This window comes from Pseudomonas sp. (genome assembly GCF_049645325.1).
Taxonomy (GTDB): Bacteria; Pseudomonadota; Gammaproteobacteria; order Pseudomonadales; family Pseudomonadaceae; genus Aquipseudomonas.
Window position 1 is genome coordinate 1 of record NZ_JBARTQ010000671.1, and the last position, 21601, is coordinate 21601.

The 21601-nt window shown below is 60.6% G+C and carries 21 protein-coding genes; 7 read left to right on the forward strand and 14 right to left on the reverse strand.

The window, feature by feature from the left end:
* Window positions 1–14 precede the first annotated feature (14 nt).
* From WBB95_RS28700 to WBB95_RS28720, 5 genes are all read right to left on the reverse strand, one after another.
* The gene (locus WBB95_RS28700) at window positions 15–2651 is read right to left on the reverse strand and encodes a TonB-dependent receptor domain-containing protein (RefSeq protein ID WP_424490656.1); all 2637 of its coding nucleotides are present in this window, start codon (window positions 2649–2651) and stop codon (window positions 15–17) included.
* 241 nt (window positions 2652–2892) lie between these two features.
* On the reverse strand, window positions 2893–3831 hold the full coding sequence (locus WBB95_RS28705) for a FecR domain-containing protein (RefSeq protein WP_424490657.1): 939 nt from the start codon (window positions 3829–3831) through the stop codon (window positions 2893–2895).
* Window positions 3828–4337 (reverse strand): sigma-70 family RNA polymerase sigma factor, encoded by a 510-nt coding sequence (locus WBB95_RS28710; RefSeq protein ID WP_424490658.1) that lies wholly within the window; start codon window positions 4335–4337, stop codon window positions 3828–3830. Before WBB95_RS28710 ends, WBB95_RS28705 begins: the two co-directional genes overlap by 4 nt.
* A 241-nt stretch (window positions 4338–4578) precedes the next feature.
* A complete protein-coding gene (locus tag WBB95_RS28715) occupies window positions 4579–5370 on the reverse strand; it encodes a phosphate/phosphite/phosphonate ABC transporter substrate-binding protein (protein WP_424490659.1) in 792 nt (263 codons plus the stop codon).
* 10 nt (window positions 5371–5380) lie between these two features.
* A complete protein-coding gene (locus WBB95_RS28720) occupies window positions 5381–6310 on the reverse strand; it encodes a fatty acid desaturase (protein WP_424490660.1) in 930 nt (309 codons plus the stop codon).
* 301 nt (window positions 6311–6611) lie between these two features.
* On the opposite strand from WBB95_RS28720, the gene WBB95_RS28725 reads away from it, so the two are divergent.
* Together WBB95_RS28725 and WBB95_RS28730 are read left to right on the forward strand one after the other, a co-directional pair.
* Complete coding sequence (locus tag WBB95_RS28725) at window positions 6612–7028, forward strand: GNAT family N-acetyltransferase (protein WP_424490661.1); 417 nt, start codon at window positions 6612–6614, stop codon at window positions 7026–7028.
* Window positions 7029–7123: 95 nt separating this feature from the next.
* Entirely contained in the window at window positions 7124–7942 is an 819-nt protein-coding gene (locus WBB95_RS28730) for a class I SAM-dependent methyltransferase (protein WP_424490662.1), read from the forward strand.
* 138 nt (window positions 7943–8080) lie between these two features.
* On the opposite strand, the gene def is transcribed toward WBB95_RS28730, so the two are convergent.
* The 3 genes from def to WBB95_RS28745 all read right to left on the reverse strand — a co-directional run bounded on the left by def (window position 8081) and on the right by WBB95_RS28745 (window position 9940).
* Entirely contained in the window at window positions 8081–8620 is a 540-nt protein-coding gene (gene def, locus WBB95_RS28735; protein ID WP_424490663.1) for a peptide deformylase, read from the reverse strand.
* A 3-nt stretch (window positions 8621–8623) separates the two neighbouring features.
* Complete coding sequence (locus WBB95_RS28740; RefSeq protein WP_424490664.1) at window positions 8624–9574, reverse strand: YihY/virulence factor BrkB family protein; 951 nt, start codon at window positions 9572–9574, stop codon at window positions 8624–8626.
* A 180-nt stretch (window positions 9575–9754) separates the two neighbouring features.
* A complete protein-coding gene (locus tag WBB95_RS28745; protein WP_424490665.1) occupies window positions 9755–9940 on the reverse strand; it encodes a CsbD family protein in 186 nt (61 codons plus the stop codon).
* Between the two features lie 199 nt (window positions 9941–10139).
* On the opposite strand from WBB95_RS28745, the gene WBB95_RS28750 reads away from it, so the two are divergent.
* Window positions 10140–10517 (forward strand): hypothetical protein, encoded by a 378-nt coding sequence (locus WBB95_RS28750; RefSeq protein WP_424490666.1) that lies wholly within the window; start codon window positions 10140–10142, stop codon window positions 10515–10517.
* A gap of 173 nt (window positions 10518–10690) precedes the next feature.
* Here WBB95_RS28750 and fadD1 read toward each other — a convergent pair whose 3' ends face one another.
* A complete protein-coding gene (gene fadD1 / locus WBB95_RS28755; RefSeq protein WP_424490667.1) occupies window positions 10691–12382 on the reverse strand; it encodes a long-chain-fatty-acid--CoA ligase FadD1 in 1692 nt (563 codons plus the stop codon).
* Window positions 12383–12800: 418 nt separating this feature from the next.
* The gene (gene fadD2, locus WBB95_RS28760; protein ID WP_424490668.1) at window positions 12801–14489 is read right to left on the reverse strand and encodes a long-chain-fatty-acid--CoA ligase FadD2; all 1689 of its coding nucleotides are present in this window, start codon (window positions 14487–14489) and stop codon (window positions 12801–12803) included.
* A gap of 207 nt (window positions 14490–14696) precedes the next feature.
* Between fadD2 and WBB95_RS28765 the strand changes: the two genes are divergently transcribed.
* On the forward strand, window positions 14697–15641 hold the full coding sequence (locus WBB95_RS28765; protein ID WP_424490669.1) for a lysophospholipase: 945 nt from the start codon (window positions 14697–14699) through the stop codon (window positions 15639–15641).
* A 57-nt stretch (window positions 15642–15698) separates the two neighbouring features.
* A complete protein-coding gene (locus WBB95_RS28770; protein ID WP_003175719.1) occupies window positions 15699–16169 on the forward strand; it encodes a MaoC family dehydratase in 471 nt (156 codons plus the stop codon).
* A 125-nt stretch (window positions 16170–16294) separates the two neighbouring features.
* On the opposite strand, the gene WBB95_RS28775 is transcribed toward WBB95_RS28770, so the two are convergent.
* On the reverse strand, window positions 16295–16762 hold the full coding sequence (locus WBB95_RS28775) for a ferritin-like domain-containing protein (RefSeq protein ID WP_424490670.1): 468 nt from the start codon (window positions 16760–16762) through the stop codon (window positions 16295–16297).
* Window positions 16763–16967: 205 nt separating this feature from the next.
* Here WBB95_RS28775 and WBB95_RS28780 point away from each other — a divergent pair, with 205 nt between their 5' ends.
* Complete coding sequence (locus tag WBB95_RS28780) at window positions 16968–17204, forward strand: DUF3820 family protein (RefSeq protein WP_104505342.1); 237 nt, start codon at window positions 16968–16970, stop codon at window positions 17202–17204.
* Between the two features lie 11 nt (window positions 17205–17215).
* On the forward strand, window positions 17216–18391 hold the full coding sequence (locus tag WBB95_RS28785) for an aminotransferase class V-fold PLP-dependent enzyme (RefSeq protein WP_424490671.1): 1176 nt from the start codon (window positions 17216–17218) through the stop codon (window positions 18389–18391).
* 152 nt (window positions 18392–18543) lie between these two features.
* Here WBB95_RS28785 and WBB95_RS28790 read toward each other — a convergent pair whose 3' ends face one another.
* The 3 genes from WBB95_RS28790 to zwf are packed head-to-tail and all read right to left on the reverse strand — an operon-like array spanning window position 18544 to window position 21393.
* On the reverse strand, window positions 18544–19209 hold the full coding sequence (locus WBB95_RS28790; protein ID WP_078738792.1) for a bifunctional 4-hydroxy-2-oxoglutarate aldolase/2-dehydro-3-deoxy-phosphogluconate aldolase: 666 nt from the start codon (window positions 19207–19209) through the stop codon (window positions 18544–18546).
* A 17-nt stretch (window positions 19210–19226) separates the two neighbouring features.
* Complete coding sequence (pgl, locus tag WBB95_RS28795; protein WP_424490672.1) at window positions 19227–19940, reverse strand: 6-phosphogluconolactonase; 714 nt, start codon at window positions 19938–19940, stop codon at window positions 19227–19229.
* Entirely contained in the window at window positions 19927–21393 is a 1467-nt protein-coding gene (zwf, locus tag WBB95_RS28800) for a glucose-6-phosphate dehydrogenase (RefSeq protein ID WP_424490673.1), read from the reverse strand. Before zwf ends, pgl begins: the two co-directional genes overlap by 14 nt.
* Between the last annotated feature and the right edge of the window lie 208 nt (window positions 21394–21601).

Here is a 21601-nt window from a genome sequence, read left to right on the forward strand (position 1 = left end):
CTGTTCAGGTTTTGTTAAAAGTCATAACTGAGCCGCGTGTAGTAGAACGCCCCTTCCGGCGCGGTCGGTGACAGGTAGCTGTATTGCTGGCCCGGCGTCTGACGCAGGCGGCTGTTGAAGTCGTCGGGTTTGCTGTCGAACAGGTTGTTTACGCCCACCGAGACGCGCAGTTGTTTGGTCAACGCGTAGTTCACGTCCAGGTCGGTGGTCCACTGCGCGCTGAAGGTCTGGTCGTATTGCGCGTTGGATTCGGCGGCCGCGTATTTGCGGTACTTGCCGTAGCGGGTTTCGTTGAGTGCGATGGTCCATTGATTGAGCTTGTGCACCGCGCCGAACACCAGTTTGTCTTCGGGGTAGCCGTGCTCGATAAAGCCTCGGGCCTCACGGGTCAGCACTTCGAAACCGTTGGGGTTTTCGTGGATCTTCTCGATCGTGGTCCGGGCCTTGGTGTAGCCGGCCGACAGGGCCAGGTTGCCGAACTGCGCGAGGTCCAGGTTGTACTTGCCGACGATGTCGACACCGCGGGTGCGGGTGTCGGCGGCGTTGGTCATGAACTGCGCCCAGGAGTACTGGCCGTAGCCGGCATTGGTGAGGATCTGCTCAGCCAATGGCCCGGAAATACCGCCGCTGAACAGCAGCCGGTCGCGGATCGAGATCTGGTAGGCGTCGATGGTCAGCGAAGCATTGTCAGCAGGTCGCAGCACCAGGCCCAGTGAGTAGTTGGTGGACTTTTCAGGCTTGAGCGGTTGCGCGCCGAGGGCACGCGCCGCCGGGTTGTCAGCCGGCAGCATGCGGGTCAGCACCGGGTTGCCATTGGCGTCGAGGTTGGTGGTGGTGGTCCAGGAAGTGCCGATCTGCCCCAGGCTCGGTGCGTGGTAGGCATTGTTGACCGTAGCGCGCACACCCACTTGCGGGGTGAAGTCATAGCGCGCCGAGAGCTTGCCGGTGGTGGCCGAGCCGAAATCCGAGTAATGCTCGGTACGCCCGGCGACGCCGACTTGCAGCTTGTCGGTGACCTGGTTTTCGAGGCCGAAGTACACGCCGCCCACGTCACGCTTGAAGGTGCCGGCATCGTCCGGAGTCAGGCCGGAGGCTTGCACCGCGCCCACTTGCACCCCATCAATGCCGCCGAAGGAATACGAGTCGTAGTCGCCAGCTTCCAGGCGGTATTGCTCATGCCGATACGCCACGCCACCCGACACGGTCAGCGGGTGGCTGGACCAGTTCACGTCGAGGTCCTTGGCGTAATCGAGGGTGATGTTGGTCTGGTCGTTGACCAAGGTGGCGACGTTGAATTTGGTCGGGCTGTTGGCGCCGTAGCTGGGGTTGACGGTATTGAACGCCAGTTCGTCGTGTTCGTCGCGGCCATAGGTGGCGCTCAGGTCGAAGCGGCCGATGGCCTCGTCTTCATAGCGAGTACCCAGCGTGATGGCGCCGTCTTCGTAGCGGTAGCGGTACTTGGGAATGGTGCCGCCAGGGTAGATCGACGCCACGTTGTTCGGGCTGCTCGCCAGCAACGGCGGCGTGTTGTTGACCGAGGTGTCTTGGCCGAAAGTGGCGAAGCTGTACAGGCGCCATTTGTCGTTCAAGCCGATTTCGGCGTTGGCCGCCAGGTTGTATTTGTCGCGCCCGGCACCGCCCCAGCGCGGGTCTTGTACCTGGCCGTCGGCGACGTACTTGTCGCCGATATCGTCGGGTTTGTTGTTCAGGGTGTTGAAGCTCAGGGTCAGGAAACCATCGCCCGGCAAGCCCACGCCGTACCAGCCATCGGTGGTCTTGCTGAAGCCGTCGCCCTGGGCATATTTGCCCAATTGGGTGTTGATGCCGCCACCGCTGTCGCGCTCCTTGAGCACGATGTTGACCACCCCGGCCACCGCATCGGAACCGTACTGCGCCGACGCGCCATCGCGCAGCACTTCGACGTGGTCGATGGCGCTGATCGGGATCATGTCCAGGTCTACCGGTTGCGCGCCAATGAACGGCACGCCACCGGAAATATTCACCACCGCCGAGGTGTGACGGCGTTTGCCGTTGATCAGCACCAGCGTCTGGTCAGGCGACAGGCCTCGCAGGGATGCGCCCTTGGGGTCTTGCCCACGGGTGGCGCTGTTGTTCTGCGGAAAGTTGAACGACGGCAAGAGTTGGAACAGCGCCTGGTTGAGGCTGGTGGCGCCGGTCTGCTTGAGTTCGTCGGCGTTGATCACGTCCACCGGCGCGCTGCTGGTCAGGGCCGTGGCGTCGCTGCGTCGGGTGCCGATGGCGACCACGCGGTCGAGGGTGGGCGCCTGGGCGGCGCTGGTTTGCGCCTTGACGCTGCTGGTGGCGGCTTTGCTTGTGCTCTCTTTGATGATGAAGGCACCGTCCGGGCTGACCTGCACCTGCAGGCCGGTGCCCTTGAGCGCGGCGTCCACGGCTTGCTGCGCCGACAGCGAGCCATCCACCGTGGCCGAGGAATAATTGCCCAGTTGCGGTGTGAAAGAGATCACCTGGCCACTCTGGCGACTGATGTTCAGCAGCACTTCATCCAAAGGACCAGGTGCAATGTGGTAGACCTGACGCGCATCGTCGGCGCTGGCGGCAAACGAGAAAAACAGGCTGGCCAACGGCACCAGGGCAAAGGTTCGAAGTGGTACACGGTTGAACTGACTCACATTGGCTCCCCCCAAGGAAACTCCACAACGCTGCTCCCCGCAGCGCTTACGGGAGTGATGTGGGCCGGCAGGGGGAAAACTTGCAGACCGTTTGGTTATGTCCTTAGAACCCGCGCTTGAAGTGAAAGCCCAACCCCTGTGGGCGCTGGTTTGCCTGCGATGCAGGCAACTCGGCCCATCAGGCACACCGAGGCGATGCCATCGCAGGCAAGCCAGCGCCCACACTGACGGCGTGAACCTGCTAGGCCGCATTGACGGTCACCCACAACCCTGTGCGACGGGTGATATGGATCGGCAACGTGCGCGCCAGGGTGTCGAGGGTTTGCTCGGCGTTGTCGAGACGGTACAGGCCGCTGACCCGCAGTCCGGCGACTGACGGGTCGAGGCGCAGCACGCCGTTGTGATAGGGGCGTAATGCCTCGATGACGTCGGCCAGTGGGCGGTCGCGCACTTGCAGGAAACCGTCGACCCACGCAGTGGCGCCGGAAGAACTGGCCTGCACCGCGCCAAACCCCGTGCGGTCGTAATGCACTTCATGGCCGGCGGCCAGTTGCAGGCGTTCGCCGTGTTGATCGTCGATGTCCACCGCGCCATTGAGCGCGACAACCTGGCCCTGCCCTTCACGCTCGCGCACCAGGAGGCGACTGCCATAGGCACGCAATCGCGCCTGCTCGGTCTGGATCACAAACGGTCGGCTGCGCTCACTGGCAACCTTGGCCAGCACCTCGCCTTCGCGCAGGCGCACCAGGCGCTGTAGCGGGTTGAACTGAATGTCGGCCGCGCTTTGCGCGTTGAGCAGCAACTCGCTGCCGTCGACCAGCGCGACCGTACGGCGCTCGCCGGTGCCGGTGCGGATATCCGCAGTCAATGCCGATAAACCGACGGGTTTGGCCAACAGCGCGGCGCCAATGGCCACGCCTGCGCCCGCCAACGCGATCTGCAACACCTGGCGGCGACTCGACGGCGCCTCCAGCGCCTGTTGCAGCACTTTGCTGCTCACGCCCTGGGCCTGGGGAACCTGAAACACGCCAAGGCGCGTTTCCAGCTGCTGGCACAACGCATCGTGACGTGGGTCGGCCGCGCGCCACTGGTGATAGCGTTGCCAATCCAATGCCGTGGCTTCGCCCGAGCGCAGCAGCACGTACCAGCGCGTGGCGCTGTCGATCAGTTCGTCATTCATTCCAGGCACAACCGCAGGCAACGGTTGAGGGCGCGGGCCATGTAGTCACTCACCGAGCGCTGGGAGATCCCCAGCTCGGCGGCGATTTGCGGGTAAGTCAGGCCATTGAGTTGCGACAGCAGGAAGGTCGCCTTGACCTTGGCCGGCAAGCCGTCGAGCAACGCGTCGATGGCTTGCAGCGCTTCAAGCATTTGCGCCAGGTCTTCTGGCGACGGCGCGGTGGATGTCTCGTCGCGGTCAAGGGCGTCGAGGTAGGCGCGCTCCAGGTCACGGCGGCGCCACAGCTGGTACATCAGACGCTGGGCGATGGTGGTGAGCAAGGCGCGCGGCTGACGGATCGGCAGCACCGACGGTGAACTCAGGAGCTGGACGAAGGTGTCGGCGGCGATGTCTTCGGCGTGCGCACGGGAATCGAGGTGGCGGTGCAAACGGCTGCACAGCCAGTCGTAATGACTGCGGAACAATCCGCCCACGTAATCGCTGTGAGAAGTGTCGGCGCCGGACATAGTGGCTCCATCTGAGTTGGTTGCACGTTATGTCCGGTGTTCCGGTGGAGCGATCCTAGCAAGGCTGCTTATTCTTTAATAATACTTAAAAAGTATTTTTATATAACCTTATTGAAGCCTCAAGACCGTTCTCACGCTCTGCGTGGGCATGCAGCCCTGGACACTTCGCGCCTGCTCTCGAACGCGTGACGCGGAGCGTCACAGGAGGCGTTCCCACACCGGGCGTGGGAACGATCAATGATCATTTAAGCGTTGAGTAGCCGGCGCTCAAGGCTTCTTGCCGGTAGTGCAACAGCACTTGGTAGTCGTCTTCGCTGGCGGGCAGGACTTCGTGTATCCCCAGGGTTTCGACGACGTGGGGCAAATCCCGCAATGCCAGGTTCATTGCCTCACGAATCTGCAGCACTCGCTCATCGCTCAAGTCCAGCGGGCCGATGTAGGGCAAGGTCGGGCTCGGTGCGCTGTGAGTGACGATGCGCAGCCCCGCCACTTCCTGCGGAGCAAACCGGGCGAGGTAGTCGAAGGTGACGCTGTCGATGGCGGCCAGGTCGGCGCGGTCTTCGCGCAGCCAGCGCAGGCTCTCGCGGTGGGCGCCGCTGATGCCGACGCTGGCGAAGAACCGGCCGTCGCGCTGCAAAGGCGCGAGGCGTTCGCGCAGCAGGTTCATGCAGCTGTTGGAGTCGTGGCCATTGATCACGCCACGGCTGTCGAAGAAGTCGGCCAGGGCGGTGCGCGGGTTGTCTTCGCGGGTCAGCAGCAGGCTGCAATGGTCGCCGAGGCTGCTGTGGGCCAGCTCGTAGCGTGGGCGGCCAATCACCCGCACCTGGCCACGCAATTGGGTCATCAGCGGATAACCGCAGGTTTGCGTGACGAGCAGTTCCGGGGCCAGCCACAGGCCGTGCAGGTCGAGGTGGTCGGCGTTGAGGCGGGTGAGGCTCAAGCGCTCCAGGAGGCGCGTAAGCCAGGCCTGGTTGGCCTGTTGCACGGGTTCGGGCGCGACGTACATCAGCAGCTCGGCGAAGTGATCACTCATGGCTTGTCTCTCACGCAAAAGGGTGCCGGGGGCTGTCGATGGCCTTGAGGCCGTGGCGGCTGATCAACTGGCCGTAACCCTGCACCAGGAAACCACCGCTGCGCGCCAGCCACTGTTCGCGGCGGGCGTGGTAGACCGTGGGCAATAAATACCAGGGCAACTTGGGCAAGTCGTGGTGCACCAGGTGCAGGTTGTTGTTGAGGAACAGCCAGGTCCACGGCCAGGACGCTTCGTTGAGCACGGTGCGCTGCTCCGGCTGCGGGTGCGGGCGGTGTTCATAGTAGGAACGAACCGACGCCAGGGACAAGGCCGGCACCGTGACCAGCAGCAGGTAATGCCACACCGGCAGCGCGCTGTAGTGAGCGATGAAGCTGAGCATCAGCAGGGTTACGGCGGCGTGGGCCAGCCACATTGGCCACACTTGGGGCAGGCGTTGAAACTCATGGCGCGCCAACCGGCCGATCGCCAGGGGTGCTGCCAGCAGGAAACGGCCCAACACGGTTTTGGTCAGCCAATGCACGCCACGTTCCGCCAGCGAGCTGGCGTCCCACTGACGTTGGTTCAGGTAGCGGCTTTCCGGGTCGATGCCCGGCAGGGTGAGGTCGTCGTCGTTGTGGTGCAGCAGGTGGCTGTTACGGTACAGGGTGTAGGGGTACCACACGGCAAACGGGGCGTAGCCGAGCAGTTTGTTCACCCGCAGCGAACGGGTGGGATGGCCATGGAGCAACTCGTGTTGCACCGACAGCCACACCGTCACCAGCGGAATCAGCAACAGGGTGCTGAGCCACAGGCCCAGCCAGTGGCTGCCAAGCATTACGGCGAACCAGCCGCCATACACGCCGATCAACAGCAACCAGGTGGGCCATTCGGTACGGGCAGTAAAACCCCGGGCCAGGGCTTCGATTTCCCGGCGTTGGGTCAGATCAAGGTAGTGGGCCATCGGCAGCTCAGAGCAGGTGTTTCCTGCTCTGTGCATTGAGGCCCGAAAATCTTGCAGATCGTTTGGTTCTAAGCTTGTAACTCAGTGACCGAACAGGCCTGTCTCGGCCTTCTTGGTTTTTTTGTCGGCGCGTTTTTCATCGGCGGTCTTTGCCGGTTTTTTCTTCGCGGCTTTCTTTGAATCCATACCTTTGGCCATGATGCTTGCTCAACTGAACGTGGATGTAGCACTGGGTATAACACCTATTGGGCCCTGGAAGGCGCTTATAATCTGCAGCCCTCGATTACAGTCGCCGAACACCATGCCCCCGTTGAACATTGAAGTGCTGGCAGAGCCCTTGTGGCCGCTGCTGAACAAGTTTTATCGCCACCATGATTCGTCGATGAAGGCCCTCAAGGGCGGGCAATTGTGGGTCGCCCGGGAGCGTGAGATTGTGGCCGGGCTGTGCCTGACGCCAGTGGTCGGCGGGCACTGGTTGACCGGCGTATTCGTGGCCCCGGCGTATCGCAGCCAGGGGTTGGCGGCGCGCTTGATCCTGCAGGCGGTCGCCGCGTGCGAAGGCACGGTGTGGCTGTTGTGCCATCCCGACCTGGAAGGGTTGTATCAGCGTATGGGGTTCACCCAGGACACCGTGTTGCCTCAGTCCCTCAGTGAGCGCCTGGCGCGCTACAAGCGCAACAAGCCGATGATTGCCATGGGGTTGAAAACAGGCGCTTAGACCGTTTGGTGAGGTCGACCGTCGATAATGTGTGGTCGACGGGTGATGAGCCCATGCTAGCCTCGGCGGCACAGTGGCCCACTTTTCGGATGATCATGAAAGCGACCTTTGCAGCTCTGTCCCTTACCGCCCTCCTCGTCCCAACGTTCAGCCAGGCAGCCGACGCGCCGATTACCGCCCAGCAATACGCCAGCGTGCTCGCCGGCAGTTGGCGCGACCCGGCCAACAGCGCACGCGACGGTTACCGCCACCCGCAGCAGACCCTGGAGTTCTTTGGCTTGGGCGCCAAACAGACCGTGATCGAAATCACCCCTGGCGGAGGCTGGTACAGCGAAGTGCTGGCACCGCTGCTCAAAGACCACGGGCACTACATTGCCGCCGTGCAGGCGGCGAGCAGCGGCGCTTACGCAGCGACGTCCGAAGAAAACCTGAAAAAGAAATTCGCCGCCGACCCGACGCGTTATGCCAAGGCCCAGGTGACCGAATTCGACCCCAAGGCGCCGGTATTCGGCAAACCTGCGTCGGTCGACGCCGTGCTGACCTTCCGCAATGTGCATAACTGGGTGGCAGCCAATACCGCGCCGGCCACCTTCAGCGCGTTTTACACCGTGCTAAAACCAGGTGGCGTGCTGGGCGTGGAAGATCACCGGGCAAAGGACGGGGCTGATCTGGAGGCGATCAAGGACAGCGGCTACCTGACCACTGCGCAAGTGGTGAAATTGGCCACGGATGCCGGGTTCAAGCTGGCGGGGCAAAGCGAGGTGAATGCCAACCCGAAAGACACCAAGGATTACCCGGGTGGCGTGTGGACGTTGCCGCCTTCATTGAGACTGGGCGAGCAGGACAAGGCGAAGTATCTGGCGATCGGGGAGTCGGATCGGATGACGTTGCGGTTCGTCAAACCTGCAAAATAGTTCGATTCGAAATGCTATCCAAAGGTGGGAGCTGGCTTGCCTGCGATAGCAGTGGGTCAGCCAACATCGCTGTGACTGTTACACCGCCATCGCGGGCAAGCCTGCTCCCACCTTTTAGATGTGTGTGGCCTCAGGGCGTTACTCGTCAGCCGTTGGGTCCATGTCCGGGAACATCACTTCGATAAACCCGAACTTGGTGAAATCCGTAATTCGCGACGGGTATAACCGGCCGATCAGGTGATCGCACTCATGCTGCACAACGCGCGCGTGGAAGCCGTCGGCAACGCGCACGATCGGCTCACCCTTGGGGTCAAAGCCCTCGTAGCGAATCTGCTGATAACGGTCCACCGCCCCGCGCAAGCCGGGCACCGACAGGCAACCTTCAAAGCCTTCTTCCAGCACCGGGCTGAGCGGTGTGATCAGCGGGTTGATCAGGATCGTCTGCGGCACCGGCGGCGCGTCCGGGTAGCGTTCACTGGCCTCGAAGCCGAAGATTACCAATTGCAGGTCGACGCCAATCTGCGGGGCTGCAAGGCCCACGCCGCCCACGTGTTCCATGGTCTGGAACATGTCATCGATCAATTGCCACAACTCGGGGCTGTCGAACATTTCCGGCGGAACCGGTGGCGCGATACGCAGCAGGCGCTCGTCGCCCATTTTCAGGATTTCACGGATCATTGATCAGACTTCGTCGGGAGTGGGCTTGGAGTGGTCCCGGCCTAGGCCTGAGACGTGTTGTTTTTCGTCCGTGTGGGTGTGTTCATCGAATTCCTTTTCGCCTGGGTCCTTGCCTTCGGCCGACATGTGTTCGATGACGGCATTCATCTCCGCGCCCAGCAACAGCACGGCGGCGGAAATATAGAAGTACAGGAGCAGGACGATGATCGCACCGATACTGCCATACATGGCGTTGTAGTCGGCGAAGGTTTTGACGTAGTAGCCAAAACCCAGGGAGGCAACAATCCACACCACCACGGCGAGCACCGAGCCCGGCGTGATGAAGCGAAATTTCTGCTCGACGTCGGGCATCACGTAATACATCAACGCCACGGCAAACATCAGCAAAATCACGATCAGCGGCCAACGCAGGATGGTCCACAGGGTAACCACGAATTCCTGCATGCCGATTTGCCCGGCCAGCCATTCCATCACTTGCGGGCCCAGCACCATCAGCGCGGCGGCGGCCAGCAGCATGCCGGCGATGCCGACGGTGTAGAACACCGAGAGCGGGAAACGCTTCCAGATCGGCCGGCCCTCGACCACGTCGTAGGCGGCGTTCATCGCGCTCATCATCAGGCGCACGCCAGCCGACGCTGTCCACAGGGCAATCACGATACCCACCGAGAGCAAGCCGCCCTTGGACTGCTGCAGTTGGTCGATCACCGGGTTGACCTGCTCCAGGGCCTGGGGCGGCAACACCAGTTCCGACTGCATGCGCAGCCAAGTGAAGAAGTCCGGCAGGTGCAGGAAACCGATCAGGGCAATCAGGAACAGCAGGAAGGGAAACAGCGAGAACAGCATCTGGTAGGCCAGTGCCGAGGCGTAAGTGGGCATCTCGTCGTCGACGAATTCCTTGACGGTGCGCACCAACACTTTATGCAGGGGCAAGCCTTGTAATACCGGAAAAATCATAGCGTCTCCTTTCGCCGCAAAAGGTTGAGTTCGTGGGCGACTCAGGGGCCGTTTTCTACATCAAGGTAGCCTATTTGGCGACCTTGAAACAATTTCGAAACTTTAACCGCATCAGGTGACACAAAAACGGCCATCCGTGGATGGCCGTCGGGCTGCTTAAAACCAGCCGGCGATTCAGGCTTACTTGGTGGCTTTCTTTACCGCATCTTTGGTATCGCCGACCGCTTTCTGCACGTCGCCTTTCTTCTCTTGAACCACGCCTTCAGCCCGCAGCTTGTCGTTGCCGGTGACTTTGCCGACACCTTGCTTGATGTTGCCGACTGCTTCGTTCGCCAAACCTTTTGCCTTATCCGATGTGCTGCTCATGGTATTTCTCCGAAGGAACAATCAAGGGTTATGGTCATTACCTAGTGATTGACCCGGCGCGGTTCGGCAGAGTTTCAATTATTTTCAGGCGGCATTTCATCGCACGCCGCAGGTTTGGCTTTATGTTTTGCGGCCAACCCATGAGAATGCCCGGCACATTCAGGCTATAACGCTGAATAACAGATCCCGTAGGAAGGTTATGAAACTCAATAAAGCACAGGCCATCGCCCGCAGAAACCTGGAACTGGGCGGTGCCGTACTCGGCGTCAACAACTGCCACTTCACCGACCTGGACCGCAAACGCAACATCTGGTGGTTCGACCTCCCGGTCGTGCGCATTGGTGTAGGCCAGTACGAGTGGATTCACTTGCTGATGCACGACGCCGAGACTGACCAGTTGCTGCACCTGAAGGTGCCGACGGCGTTCATGCGCGAGAAGCTCGAAGGGCTGGTGGTGCGTAACGCGAACAAGCGCAAGCCGGAGATCACCCTGGAGCTGAGCGCGGACAAGGATTCGTTCTTGAAGGATGTACGCCCGTCGGGTGCTGGCGTGAGCTTCGCGCAGTTTGCGCTGTAGGAGCCGAATCAAACTGTGGGAGCTGGCTTGCCTGCGATAGCGGTGTGTCAGCCACATTGCACTGACAGGTATACCGCGATCGCAGGCAAGCCAGCTCCCACATTGGAGTGCATTCCAATTGAGGAAAGTAAGCAGGCATAAAAAACCCCGCATCTGCGGGGTTTTTTATGCAGTTACTTTTTCAAGCCAAGCTTCTTCAGCTCTTCATCCCGCAACTCGCGCCGCAGGATCTTGCCCACGTTGGTGGTCGGCAATGCATCGCGGAACTCCACGGCCTTGGGCACCTTGTAGCCGGTGACATTGGCGCGCATGTGTTCCATCACCTGGTCCTTGGTCAGGGTGGCCCCTGGCTTGACCACGATGAAGATCTTGATGTGTTCCCCGGACTTGTCGTCCGGCACGCCGATAGCCGCGCATTGCAGCACGCCCGGCAGGGTTGCCAGCACGTCTTCGAGCTCGTTCGGGTAGACGTTGAAACCGGAGACCAGAATCATGTCCTTCTTGCGGTCGACAATGCGCATGTAGCCGTCGGGCTGGATGATCGCGATGTCGCCGGTCTTCAGCCAGCCTTCGCTGTCGAGGATCTCGGCCGTGGCGTCTTCGCGCTGCCAGTAGCCCTTCATCACTTGCGGGCCTTTGACGCACAGCTCGCCGATTTCACCCAGGGCCAGTTCGACGCCGTCATCGGTGATGACTTTGCACAGGGTCGACGGCACCGGAATGCCGATGGTGCCGATCTGGATGTGCTGGATCGGGTTGACGGTGGCCACCGGGCTGGTTTCGGTCATGCCATAACCTTCGCAAATGTTGCAGCCGGTCACGTCCTTCCAGCGTTCGGCGGCCGCCAATTGCAGGGCCATGCCGCCCGACAAAGTGACCTTCAACGCGGAAAAGTCCAGCTTGCGGAAGCCTTCGTTGTTGCACAGCGCCACGAACAAGGTGTTCAGGCCGACAAACCCGCTGAACTTCCACTTCGACAGTTCCTTGACCATCGCCGGCAAATCGCGCGGGTTGCTGATCAGGATGTTGTGGTTGCCGATCAGCATCATCGCCATGCAATGAAAGGTGAATGCATAAATGTGGTACAGCGGCAGCGGCGTGATCAGGATCTCGCAGCCTTCGTTGAGGTTGGAGCCCATCAACGCCTTGCACTGCAGCATGTTGGCGACGAGGTTGCGGTGGGTGAGCATCGCGCCCTTGGCCACGCCGGTGGTGCCGCCGGTGTATTGCAGCACGGCGACGTCGCTGCTGGCCGGGCTGACATCGTTGACCGGTTGGCCGTGCCCCTTGGCCAGCACGTCATTGAACTTGATCGCCTTCGGCAAGTGGTAAGCCGGAACCATCTTCTTCACGTACTTGATGACACTGTTGATCAGCAGGCGCTTGAGCGGCGGCAACAGGTCGGCGACTTCGGTAACGATCACGTGCTTGACGGAGGTCTTGGGCACGACCTTTTCCGCCAGGTGCGCCATGTTGGCCAGGCAGACCAGGGCTTTGGCACCGGAGTCGTTGAATTGGTGTTCCATTTCCCGCGCGGTGTACAGCGGGTTGGTGTTGACCACGATCAGCCCGGCACGAATGGCGCCGAAGACCGCGACCGGGTACTGCAGGACGTTGGGCAGTTGCACGGCGATTCGATCGCCAGGCTTCAAGTCGGTGTGCTGTTGCAGGTACGCGGCGAAGGCGCCGGACAATTCGTACAACTCACCGTAGGTGATTGTCTTGCCCAGGTTGCTGAAAGCCGGTTTGTTGGCGAAGCGCTGGCAGGACTGTTTCAGTACCGCCTGAATATTTGGATACTCGTCTGGATTGATGTCTGCAGCAATCCCGGCGGGGTACTTATCCTTCCAAAAGTCTTCGTTCATGGAAGCCCACTCCTCAGCGACGCGAATTCATCATCGCATTTGATGCGATTATTATTGGTGTATGTTTTTTTAGGGTGAATCTGGCGCTTTAAAGCAGGCCGAGAAGTCACAAAGCGCGCCGAGAGTAGCAGCTTTGCCAAGGGCCGCCTAGAGCCAAACGGAGGTCCTACAGTCACAATCACGACTGTCCTACAATATTTGGTCACACTTGAAGTGATGGCAAAATACCGCACCAAAAGGCTCTGGAATAGGGATTTCAGGGCAATAGAGAATCAATAGGGAGAGGTTTTCTGTGGTGAGGGGGCCCCGCCCTGCCGATGAGATCGCTGGAGACAGGTAGGGCTGCTTCGCAGCCCAGCGCGGGGCAAGCCCGCTCACCACAGCAAGCCAGCTCCCACATTTTCAAGCCTGTTCCAGATCAGGCGATCTCGCGCAGTTCCCGTCGCAGAATCTTGCCCACCGGCGTCATCGGCAGCGACTCGCGCAACACAATGTGCTTGGGCACCTTGTACCCCGTGAAGTTGGCTTTGCAATACGTCTTCAACTCCTCAAGGCTCACGCCCTGGGCCCGCGCCACCACGAACAGCTTGACCGCCTCCCCTGTGCGTTCATCCGGCACGCCGATCACCGCGCAGTTGGCCACGGCCGGGTGAGCCATCACCACGTCTTCGATCTCGTTGGGGTAAACGTTGAAGCCCGACACGATAATCAGATCCTTCTTACGATCGACAATGCTCACGAAGCCCTCGATGTCGATCACCGCAATGTCACCCGTCTTCAGCCAGCCCTTGGCGTCCAGGGTTTCGGCGGTTGCCGCCGGTTGTTGCCAGTAGCCCTTCATCACTTGCGGACCCTTGATGCACAACTCGCCGCGCTCGCCCAATGGCAATTCATGCCCTTCGTCGTCGATGACTTTCATCGCGGTGCCCGGCACCGGAATGCCCACCGTGCCCAGGCGCGATTGGCTGCCGTAAGGGTTGGTGCTGGCCACCGGAGAGGTTTCGGTCAGCCCGTAGCCTTCACCGATGGAACACCCGGTCAGCGCCTTCCAGCGCTCGGCCGTGGCCTTGACCAGCGCGGTGCCGCCGGAGTTGGTGATCTTGAGGTGCGAGAAGTCCAGGGTCTTGAAGTCCGGATGGTCCATCAATGCCACAAACAGCGTGTTGAGCCCGAGCAGGCAGGAAAACCGCCACTTCTTCAGCTCCTTGATAAACCCGCCTATGTCGCGCGGGTTGGTGATCAGTACGTTGTGGTTGCCGGTCACCATCATGCACATGCAGTTCGCCGTGAATGCATAGATGTGGTACAGCGGCAGCGGCGCGATCATCACCTCCTGCCCTTCCCTGACCAGCGGCTGGCCGTCGTCGGTGACCTGCGACATGCACGCGCGCGCCTGCTGCATATTGGCGACGAGATTGCCGTGGGTGAGCATCGCGCCTTTGGCCAGGCCGGTGGTGCCGCCGGTGTATTGCAGCACGGCGATGTCATCCAACGTGACCGGGTGCCGAATCAGGCCCTGCCCTGCGCCCATGCGCAAGGCGCGCTTGAACGACACCGCGCGCGGCAGGCTGTAGGCCGGGACCATCTTCTTGACCTTGTCGACCACGGTGTTGATCAGCCAGCCTTTGGCGGCGGGCATGAAGTCGCCCATCCTGGCTTCGATCAGGTAGTCGATCTCGGTGTCGGTGCACACTTCCTGCACCCGCGACCCGAACAGGTTGAGGTAGACCAGCGCACGCACGCCGGCGTCCTTGAATTGGTGGCGCATCTCGCGCGGGGTGTACAGCGGGTTGGTGTTGACCACGATCAGCCCGGCGCGCAGCGCGCCGAACACCGCGATCGGATAATGCAGCACGTTGGGCATCTGCACCGCGATGCGGTCGCCCGGCTTGAGGTCGGTGTGGTTTTGCAGGTAACCGGCGAACGCCGCACTCTGGCGCTCAAGCTCGGCGTAGGTCAGGGTGATGCCCATGTTGCTGAACGCCGGACGGTCGGCAAAGGCCTTGCAGGAGCGCTCAAAGACTTCGATCACGGACTTGTAGGTGGTCAGGTCGATGTCATTGGGAACGCCGGCGGCGCGTTTGTCATTCCAGAAATCAGGTTGCATTATTCTTGTCCTCTTACCTGAGTGTGCCCGACCGCTTCGGCTGCTATAAAAAGCGGAGCTCAGCGGACGTTAGCAGCTATGGCCAAACAGGCAATACGCCAAACCGTTTCATTGATTGTATGAATCTTGCCCCTGACGCGTAGGCAGATACCCCAGCCCCTGACAGATGAGCTATACACTGCAACGACCCCAAGCAAAGGAAGCGCCATGAACCACAGCACCTTCTGGCTGACCGCGAATGACCGCAGCCGCCTGTACGTCAATCAATGGCTGCCGGAAGGCCCGGTCAAGGCGTTGATCATGCTGTCCCACGGCATGGCCGAGCACAGCGGGCGTTACGCGCGCCTGGCCGACGCCTTGTGCGGCGCGGGTTACGGCGTGTATGCACTGGACCAGCGTGGCCACGGCCGTACCGCCGACGAAGGCACCTTGGGGCTGTTTGCCGAGCAGGACGGCTGGAACAAAGTGGTCGGCGACCTGGCCAGTCTCAACCAGCACATCGCGCATCAGCAGCCGGGGCTGCCGATCATTCTGCTGGGCCACAGCATGGGCAGCTATATCGCCCAGGCCTACCTGTTACACCACAGTGCCAGCCTGAATGGGGCCATTCTCAGCGGTTCGAATTTCCAGCCGGTGGCGCTGTACCGCGCGGCCGGCGTCATTGCGCGTATAGAGCGCGCGCGCCAAGGCCTGCGCGGGCGCAGTGCGCTGATCGACTTTCTGTCGTTCGGCTCGTTCAACAAGGAGTTCAAGCCCAACCGCACCGGCTTCGACTGGCTCAGCCGCGACCCGATCGAGGTCGACGCCTACATCAATGACCCGCTCTGCGGCTTCCGTTGCACCAACCAACTGTGGGTCGACCTGCTGGGCGGCTTGCAGCAAATCAGCAAAGCGTCCAATCTCGCCCAGATCGACCCGGGCCTGCCGGTCCTGGTGATCGGCGGCGAATGTGATCCGGTGAGTGAGGGCAAGCGTCTCAAAAACCTGGCCCATGCCCTGCGTGAGGCCGGCTGCCAGCACCTGCAATTGAATATCTACCCGCAGGCGCGTCATGAAGTGTTCAACGAAACCAACCGTGATGAAGTGACCACGGATGTATTGAAGTGGCTCGACCAGGCGCTGACCTTGCGCAGACCGGCCCGCTGCGAATAATTTCTCCTTTAAAATCAGATCATTACATTACCGATTAGCCACAGGATGCACCTTTAGATGACTCAGGTTACCAACACCCCGTACGAAGCCCTTGAAGTCGGCCAGACGGCCAGCTACAGCAAGACCGTCGAAGAGCGCGATATTCAGCTGTTCGCCGCCATGTCCGGCGACCACAACCCGGTGCACCTGGATGCCGAATACGCCAAGGCGACCATGTTCAAGGAGCGTATCGCTCATGGCATGTTCAGCGGCGCGCTGATCAGCGCCGCCGTCGCTTGCGAGCTGCCTGGGCCGGGTACCATCTACATCGGCCAGCAGATGAGCTTTCAGAAGCCGGTAAAAATCGGCGACACCCTGACCGTGCGTCTGGAAATTCTGGAGAAGCTGCCGAAGTTTCGTGTGCGCATTGCCACCCGTGTTTTCAACCAGCGCGATGAGCTGGTGGTGGATGGCGAGGCGGAAATCCTCGCGCCACGCAAGCAGCAGGTTGTGACCTTGACCGAGCTGCCGCCGATCAGCATCGGCTAACGTTCACGCAAAACAAATGTGGGAGCGGGCTCGCCTGCGAATACAGTGAATCAGACAACTCAAGGTTGACTGACCCACCGTATTCGCGAGCAAGCCCGCTCCCACATTGGGTTACAGCGCGGGGCTTACGACTGAGCGCGAGCCTGGTTACGCAGGGCTTTCACCTGGTCGTGGTTGCGTTGTGCGCCGTGGAACTGACGCTCAACCAGGTCACGAATACCCAGCAGGTTGTGCTTGTTGATCTTCTCGATCGCTTCTTTATAAGCCTTGAGTGCGTGGTCTTCACCGCGCTCGGCTTCGTTCAGCACGGCTTCCTCGTCCTTACCGGTGACCATCGACTTCACGTCGACCCAGCCACGGTGCAAGGCGCCCGCCACACTGCCGGATTTTTCCGGATCGCCACCCAAGGCACGCACGGCGGTCTGCAGTTCAGCAGCGGCGGTGGCGCAGTCGGTGGAGCGCTTGACGAACAGGGCTTTGAGCTCAGGGTGCTTGATATCTTCAGCACAGGTCTTGAAGCCTTCTTGGCCGTCTTTGCTGGTTTCGATCAGGTCGTTCAGTACGGAGATCGATTCTTTGTTGATGTCAGTCATTTTCCAATTCCTTGTGCGGGTTAAGAAGGTTGTCTTAAGGATTGCAGCCCGCGTGCCAGGTTTTGAAAAACAACTTTTTCTTTATATTTCAATGACTTGAAAATAATTGAACCATCTGTATGTACGTAATTTGCATGATCTGTCATTTGGCCTTCATGCAGAATGCCTGTATTTTCGAAGACCTCGACTTACATCACTGAACCCCATGAACCCCGAAAAACTCGAACTGCTGATCACCCGCGAAATGCCCTTCGGCAAATACAAGGGTCGGATCATCGCCGACCTGCCCGGCCCCTACCTGAACTGGTTTGCCCGTGAGGGTTTTCCCCACGGCGAACTGGGCGGTTTGCTGGCGCTGATGCAGGAAATCGACCACAACGGGTTGGCCGAACTGCTTGAACCTCTACGCGTAAAACACGGTAAACCCGCCCCTCGACATTAAGAGCCCATGCCATGCCAAGGAATGCAGATAACGAACACCACTGGCAGGACATCGCCCAGCGTTACGAGCTGGAGCCTGGTCCGATCAACCTGGAAAACGGCTACTTCGGCCGAATGAGCCGCGCGGTGCGCGCGCAGTACCTGGAGCACGTGGCGTTTATCAACCGCAGCAACTCGCTGCACGTGCGCCAGCGCTTCGAGCAGGGCGAAAACGTCGAGATCCGCCGCCAACTCGCCGGGCTGATCGACGCTGACCCCGAAGCAGTGGCCTTCACTCGTAACGCCACCGAGGCCTTGCAATCGCTGATCCGCAACTACAACTGCCTGCGACCCGGCGACCAGGTGCTGATCAGCGACCTGGAATACGACACGGTCAAAGGCGCGATGCGCTGGCTGGCTGGCTATCGGGGCGTGGAAGTGATCGAGGTGTCCCACACGCACCCGGCCAGTTTCGACAGCCTGCTGCAGACCTATCGCGAGACGTTCGCGCAGTACCCGCGCCTCAAGCTGATGGCACTCACCCACGTCACCCACCGCACCGGCCTGGTGATGCCCGTCGAAGCGATTGCCAAGGCCGCGCGCGAGCATGGCATCGACGTGATCCTCGACGGCGCGCATGCCCTGGGCCAGATCGAATTCAACCTGGCGGCGCTGGGCATCCAGTTCGCCGGCTTCAACCTGCACAAATGGATTGGCGCGCCGCTGACCCTGGGCTTCCTCTATATAGCCCCGGAGCGCCTGGCCGATATCGACCCGGACATGGGCGAGTTCCACTACCCGGCCACGGACGTACGCGCACGCACGTCTTACAGCACGCCAAACTTTCCGGCATTGATGACCTTGCCACTGGTATTTGAGGAGCACCGCGCATTGGGCGGCTCGGCGGCCAAAGGTGCGCGGGTCAATTACCTGCGTGACCTGTGGGTAAGCCAGGTGCGGCCATTGCCGGGTATTGAGGTGCTGACCCCGGATGATCCGAGGCTGTATTGCGGGATCACGGCGTTCAAGTTTTTAGGGCGAGATCAGGCGGAGATGGCGGATCGGTTGCTCAAGGACTATGACCTGTTTACCACTACGCGTGTCGGGGCGGCGTTTGGTACCTGTATCCGGGTGACACCGGGGCTGGTGACGTCGGCGGCGGATATCGATGTGTTGGTCAACGCGATTACCCAACTGAGCGCGGATTAAGAATGTGGGAGCTGCTTGCCAGCTCCCACACTGGGTTCACAGTTGAACTGCATCGATTTCACGTTTTTCTTCAGGCAAAAAAAAGCGGTACACCGACCAAGTGCACCGCAAAAATGCCGTTAAGCACAGCAACAACGATTCGGTAAATCAGATCAATCCAGCAGTGCCAGCGCCTGTGCGGTGACTTCCTGGATGCGGGCCCAGTCGCCGTTCTTGACCCACTCCGGGTCCAGCATCCAGCTACCGCCCACGCACATCACGTTTTTCAAGGCCATGTACTGCTTGATGTTGGCCGGGCCAACGCCGCCGGTTGGGCAGAATTTTACTTCGCCAAACGGGCCGCCCAGCGCCTTGATGGCTGCCACGCCGCCGCTGACTTCAGCCGGGAACAGCTTGAAGCGGCGATACCCCAGGCCATAGCCTTCCATGATGCCGGAGGCGTTGCTGATGCCCGGCAGCAGCGGGATCGGGCTGTGCACAGAGGCTTCCAGCAGGTCACGGGTAATGCCCGGGGTGACGATGAACTGCGAGCCGGCCACTTCGGCCGCTTCAAGCATGTGGCGATCGAGCACGGTGCCGGCACCGGTGCACAGTTCAGGGCGCTGCTCGCGCAGGACCTGAATGGCTTTAAGGCCGAACTCGGAACGCAGGGTCACTTCCAATGCGGTCAAACCGCCCGCTGCCAGGGCATCGGCCAGCGGCAGGATGTCCTGTTCGCGGGCGATGGTGATCACCGGCAGGATCCGCGCCTTGGCGCAAAGGCTGTCGATGAGGGCAACTTTGTCCGCCATGGACACGGTCGGTTGAGGGCTTTTCATAGCGGCTGATCCTTGGCTCATGGGCACCAGTAAATCTCTAAAGTAGGTTGCAAAAACGCGCGAATCGGCATGGCAGCAACGTCGTCACTGGCCAGCGCGGCGCTCAAGGTGGTCAATTTCGAACTGCCGGAAATCGACAGCACGGTGTAGTGGGCCGTGGCCAACAGTGCGCGACTCATGGTCAGGCGCTGGTGAGGCACGGTCGGCGCCAGCATCGGCCAGCAACGGCGGGTACCGTCGGGCTGCAGCGCTTCGCTCAGGTTCGGGCTGTTGGGAAACAGAGACGCGGTGTGGCCGTCATCGCCCATGCCGAGTACCAGCACGTCAATGGCGGACAACTCTGCCAACTGGCGATCAGCCAGTTCGGCGGCGTCTTCAAGGTTCGCGGCAACGTTGTACAGGCTGAGGAACTTCGCCTTGGCCGCCGGGCCTTGCAGCAGGTATTTCTTCAACAGGCCGGCATTGCTGTCGGCATGTTCCACCGGCACCCAGCGCTCGTCGGCCAAGGTGATGGTGACCTTGGACCAGTCCAGGCCTTGCTGGGCAAGGTTCTGGAAAAACGCCACAGGGCTGCGGCCACCGGAGACCACCAGGATCGCCTCGCCACGGGCACTGATGGCCGCGCGCAGTTGCTCGGCCACGTCATTGGCCAAACCGTCCGCCAACAACACGGGCGTGCGGTACTCATGGGCCGTTACGCCCTGAGGCAGTTTCAATTCAGATATCGCCATACCACGACCTCCCATCCCGCGTGATCAGTGCAATCGAGCTCATCGGCCCCCAGGACCCGGCCGCGTACGGCTTGGGCGCGTCACCGGATTTTTTCCACCCGGCGATCAACTGGTCACACCACTTCCACGCGGCTTCGATTTCATCTTTGCGAACAAACAGGTTCTGATTGCCGCGCATCACTTCCAGCAACAACCGCTCGTAGGCATCCGGAATACGGGCGCTGCGATAGGTGTCGGAAAAATTCAGTTGCAGCGGGCCGCTGCGCAGTTGCATGCCCTTGTCCAGGCCCTGCTCCTTGGTCATCACACGCAAGGAAATACCTTCGTCCGGCTGCAGGCGGATGATCAGTTTATTGCTGATCTGCAGGCGCTGCTCGGGGGCGAAGATGTAGTGGGACGGTTCCTTGAAGTGGATGACAATTTGCGACAGCTTTTGCGGCATGCGCTTGCCGGTGCGCAGGTAGAACGGCACACCAGCCCAACGCCAGTTACGGATATCGGCACGCAGGGCAACGAAGGTTTCGGTGTCGCTCTGGGTGTTGGAATTCTCTTCTTCCAGGTAACCCGGCACCGGCTTGCCGGCGCTGTAGCCAGCGATGTACTGGCCGCGTACAACCTGAGTGGTCAGGCCTTCCGGGCTGATCGGCGCCAGGGCCTTGAGCACCTTGACCTTCTCGTCACGGATGCTGTCGGCGGAGAGGTCGGCCGGCGGGTCCATGGCGATCAGGCAGAGCAGCTGCAGCAGGTGGTTCTGGATCATGTCGCGCAGTTGGCCGGCCTTGTCGAAATAGCCCCAACGGCCTTCGATACCGACCTGCTCGGCCACGGTGATCTCCACGTGGGAAATGTAGTGCTGGTTCCACTGGGTTTCGAACAGGCTATTGGCAAAACGCAGGGCGATCAGGTTCTGGACGGTTTCTTTGCCCAGGTAGTGGTCGATGCGGTAAGTGCGGTTCTCCGGAAAGAACTGCGCCACGGCGTCGTTGACCTTGCGTGAAGACTCCAGGTCCGAACCGATGGGCTTTTCCAGCACGACGCGGGTGTTTTCCGCGAGGCCGACCTTGGCCAGGTTTTCGCAGATCGCGCCGTACACCGCCGCCGGGGTGGCGAAGTAGGCGATCAGGCGTTGTTCGTTGCCGGCTTTTTCAGCCAGGCCAACGTAGTCGTCGGCCTTCATGAAGTCGACGTGCACATAGGCCAGGCGCGCGAGGAAGCGTGCGGCCACGGCTTCGTCCAATTCCTTGCCGACGTATTTACGCAATTCTTTTTCGATGTGAGCCATGTGCTGCTGCTCGGAACCGGCTTCACGGGCCAGGGCCAGGATGCGCGTGTCGTCGTGCAGGAGGCCTGCGCCATCGAGTTGATAGAGGGCAGGAAATAACTTGCGCAGCGCCAGATCACCCAAGGCGCCAAACAGGGCAAAGGTGCAGGGTTCTACGGTTATCGAAGGCATGATGTTTGTTCTTTTATCAAGTTAAGCTACAAATACCTTTTTTCAAGGCATCACTCAAGGAAAAATGTAGTAATAACCACAACATTTTCCCGAAAAACGCATTCCGAGTGGTGGTGTTCAGCTACCCTCAGTAGGATAGGCCACCGCAAAGCGCCACTCGTCGATTGGTTGCCACCCTTTATTTGCATCGTCGCCCGAAGGAAAGACT

Excerpts from the sequence above, each read along its gene's own strand:
- def (WP_424490663.1), bottom strand. The coding sequence starts at position 8,620 with ATGATCCGTGAAATCCTGAAAATGGGCGACGAGCGCCTGCTGCGTATC.
- WBB95_RS28770 (WP_003175719.1), top strand. The coding sequence starts at position 15,699 with ATGACTCAGGTTACCAACACCCCGTACGAAGCCCTTGAAGTCGGCCAG.
- WBB95_RS28780 (WP_104505342.1), top strand. The coding sequence starts at position 16,968 with ATGAACCCCGAAAAACTCGAACTGCTGATCACCCGCGAAATGCCCTTC.
- WBB95_RS28775 (WP_424490670.1), bottom strand. The coding sequence starts at position 16,762 with ATGACTGACATCAACAAAGAATCGATCTCCGTACTGAACGACCTGATC.
- WBB95_RS28745 (WP_424490665.1), bottom strand. The coding sequence starts at position 9,940 with ATGAGCAGCACATCGGATAAGGCAAAAGGTTTGGCGAACGAAGCAGTC.
- WBB95_RS28705 (WP_424490657.1), bottom strand. The coding sequence starts at position 3,831 with ATGAATGACGAACTGATCGACAGCGCCACGCGCTGGTACGTGCTGCTG.
- fadD2 (WP_424490668.1), bottom strand. The coding sequence starts at position 14,489 with ATGCAACCTGATTTCTGGAATGACAAACGCGCCGCCGGCGTTCCCAAT.
- WBB95_RS28750 (WP_424490666.1), top strand. The coding sequence starts at position 10,140 with ATGAAACTCAATAAAGCACAGGCCATCGCCCGCAGAAACCTGGAACTG.
- WBB95_RS28730 (WP_424490662.1), top strand. The coding sequence starts at position 7,124 with ATGAAAGCGACCTTTGCAGCTCTGTCCCTTACCGCCCTCCTCGTCCCA.
- fadD1 (WP_424490667.1), bottom strand. The coding sequence starts at position 12,382 with ATGAACGAAGACTTTTGGAAGGATAAGTACCCCGCCGGGATTGCTGCA.
- WBB95_RS28785 (WP_424490671.1), top strand. The coding sequence starts at position 17,216 with ATGCCAAGGAATGCAGATAACGAACACCACTGGCAGGACATCGCCCAG.
- WBB95_RS28740 (WP_424490664.1), bottom strand. The coding sequence starts at position 9,574 with ATGATTTTTCCGGTATTACAAGGCTTGCCCCTGCATAAAGTGTTGGTG.
- WBB95_RS28715 (WP_424490659.1), bottom strand. The coding sequence starts at position 5,370 with ATGAGTGATCACTTCGCCGAGCTGCTGATGTACGTCGCGCCCGAACCC.
- WBB95_RS28720 (WP_424490660.1), bottom strand. The coding sequence starts at position 6,310 with ATGGCCCACTACCTTGATCTGACCCAACGCCGGGAAATCGAAGCCCTG.
- WBB95_RS28790 (WP_078738792.1), bottom strand. The coding sequence starts at position 19,209 with ATGAAAAGCCCTCAACCGACCGTGTCCATGGCGGACAAAGTTGCCCTC.
- WBB95_RS28725 (WP_424490661.1), top strand. The coding sequence starts at position 6,612 with ATGCCCCCGTTGAACATTGAAGTGCTGGCAGAGCCCTTGTGGCCGCTG.
- WBB95_RS28765 (WP_424490669.1), top strand. The coding sequence starts at position 14,697 with ATGAACCACAGCACCTTCTGGCTGACCGCGAATGACCGCAGCCGCCTG.
- zwf (WP_424490673.1), bottom strand. The coding sequence starts at position 21,393 with ATGCCTTCGATAACCGTAGAACCCTGCACCTTTGCCCTGTTTGGCGCC.
- pgl (WP_424490672.1), bottom strand. The coding sequence starts at position 19,940 with ATGGCGATATCTGAATTGAAACTGCCTCAGGGCGTAACGGCCCATGAG.
- WBB95_RS28710 (WP_424490658.1), bottom strand. The coding sequence starts at position 4,337 with ATGTCCGGCGCCGACACTTCTCACAGCGATTACGTGGGCGGATTGTTC.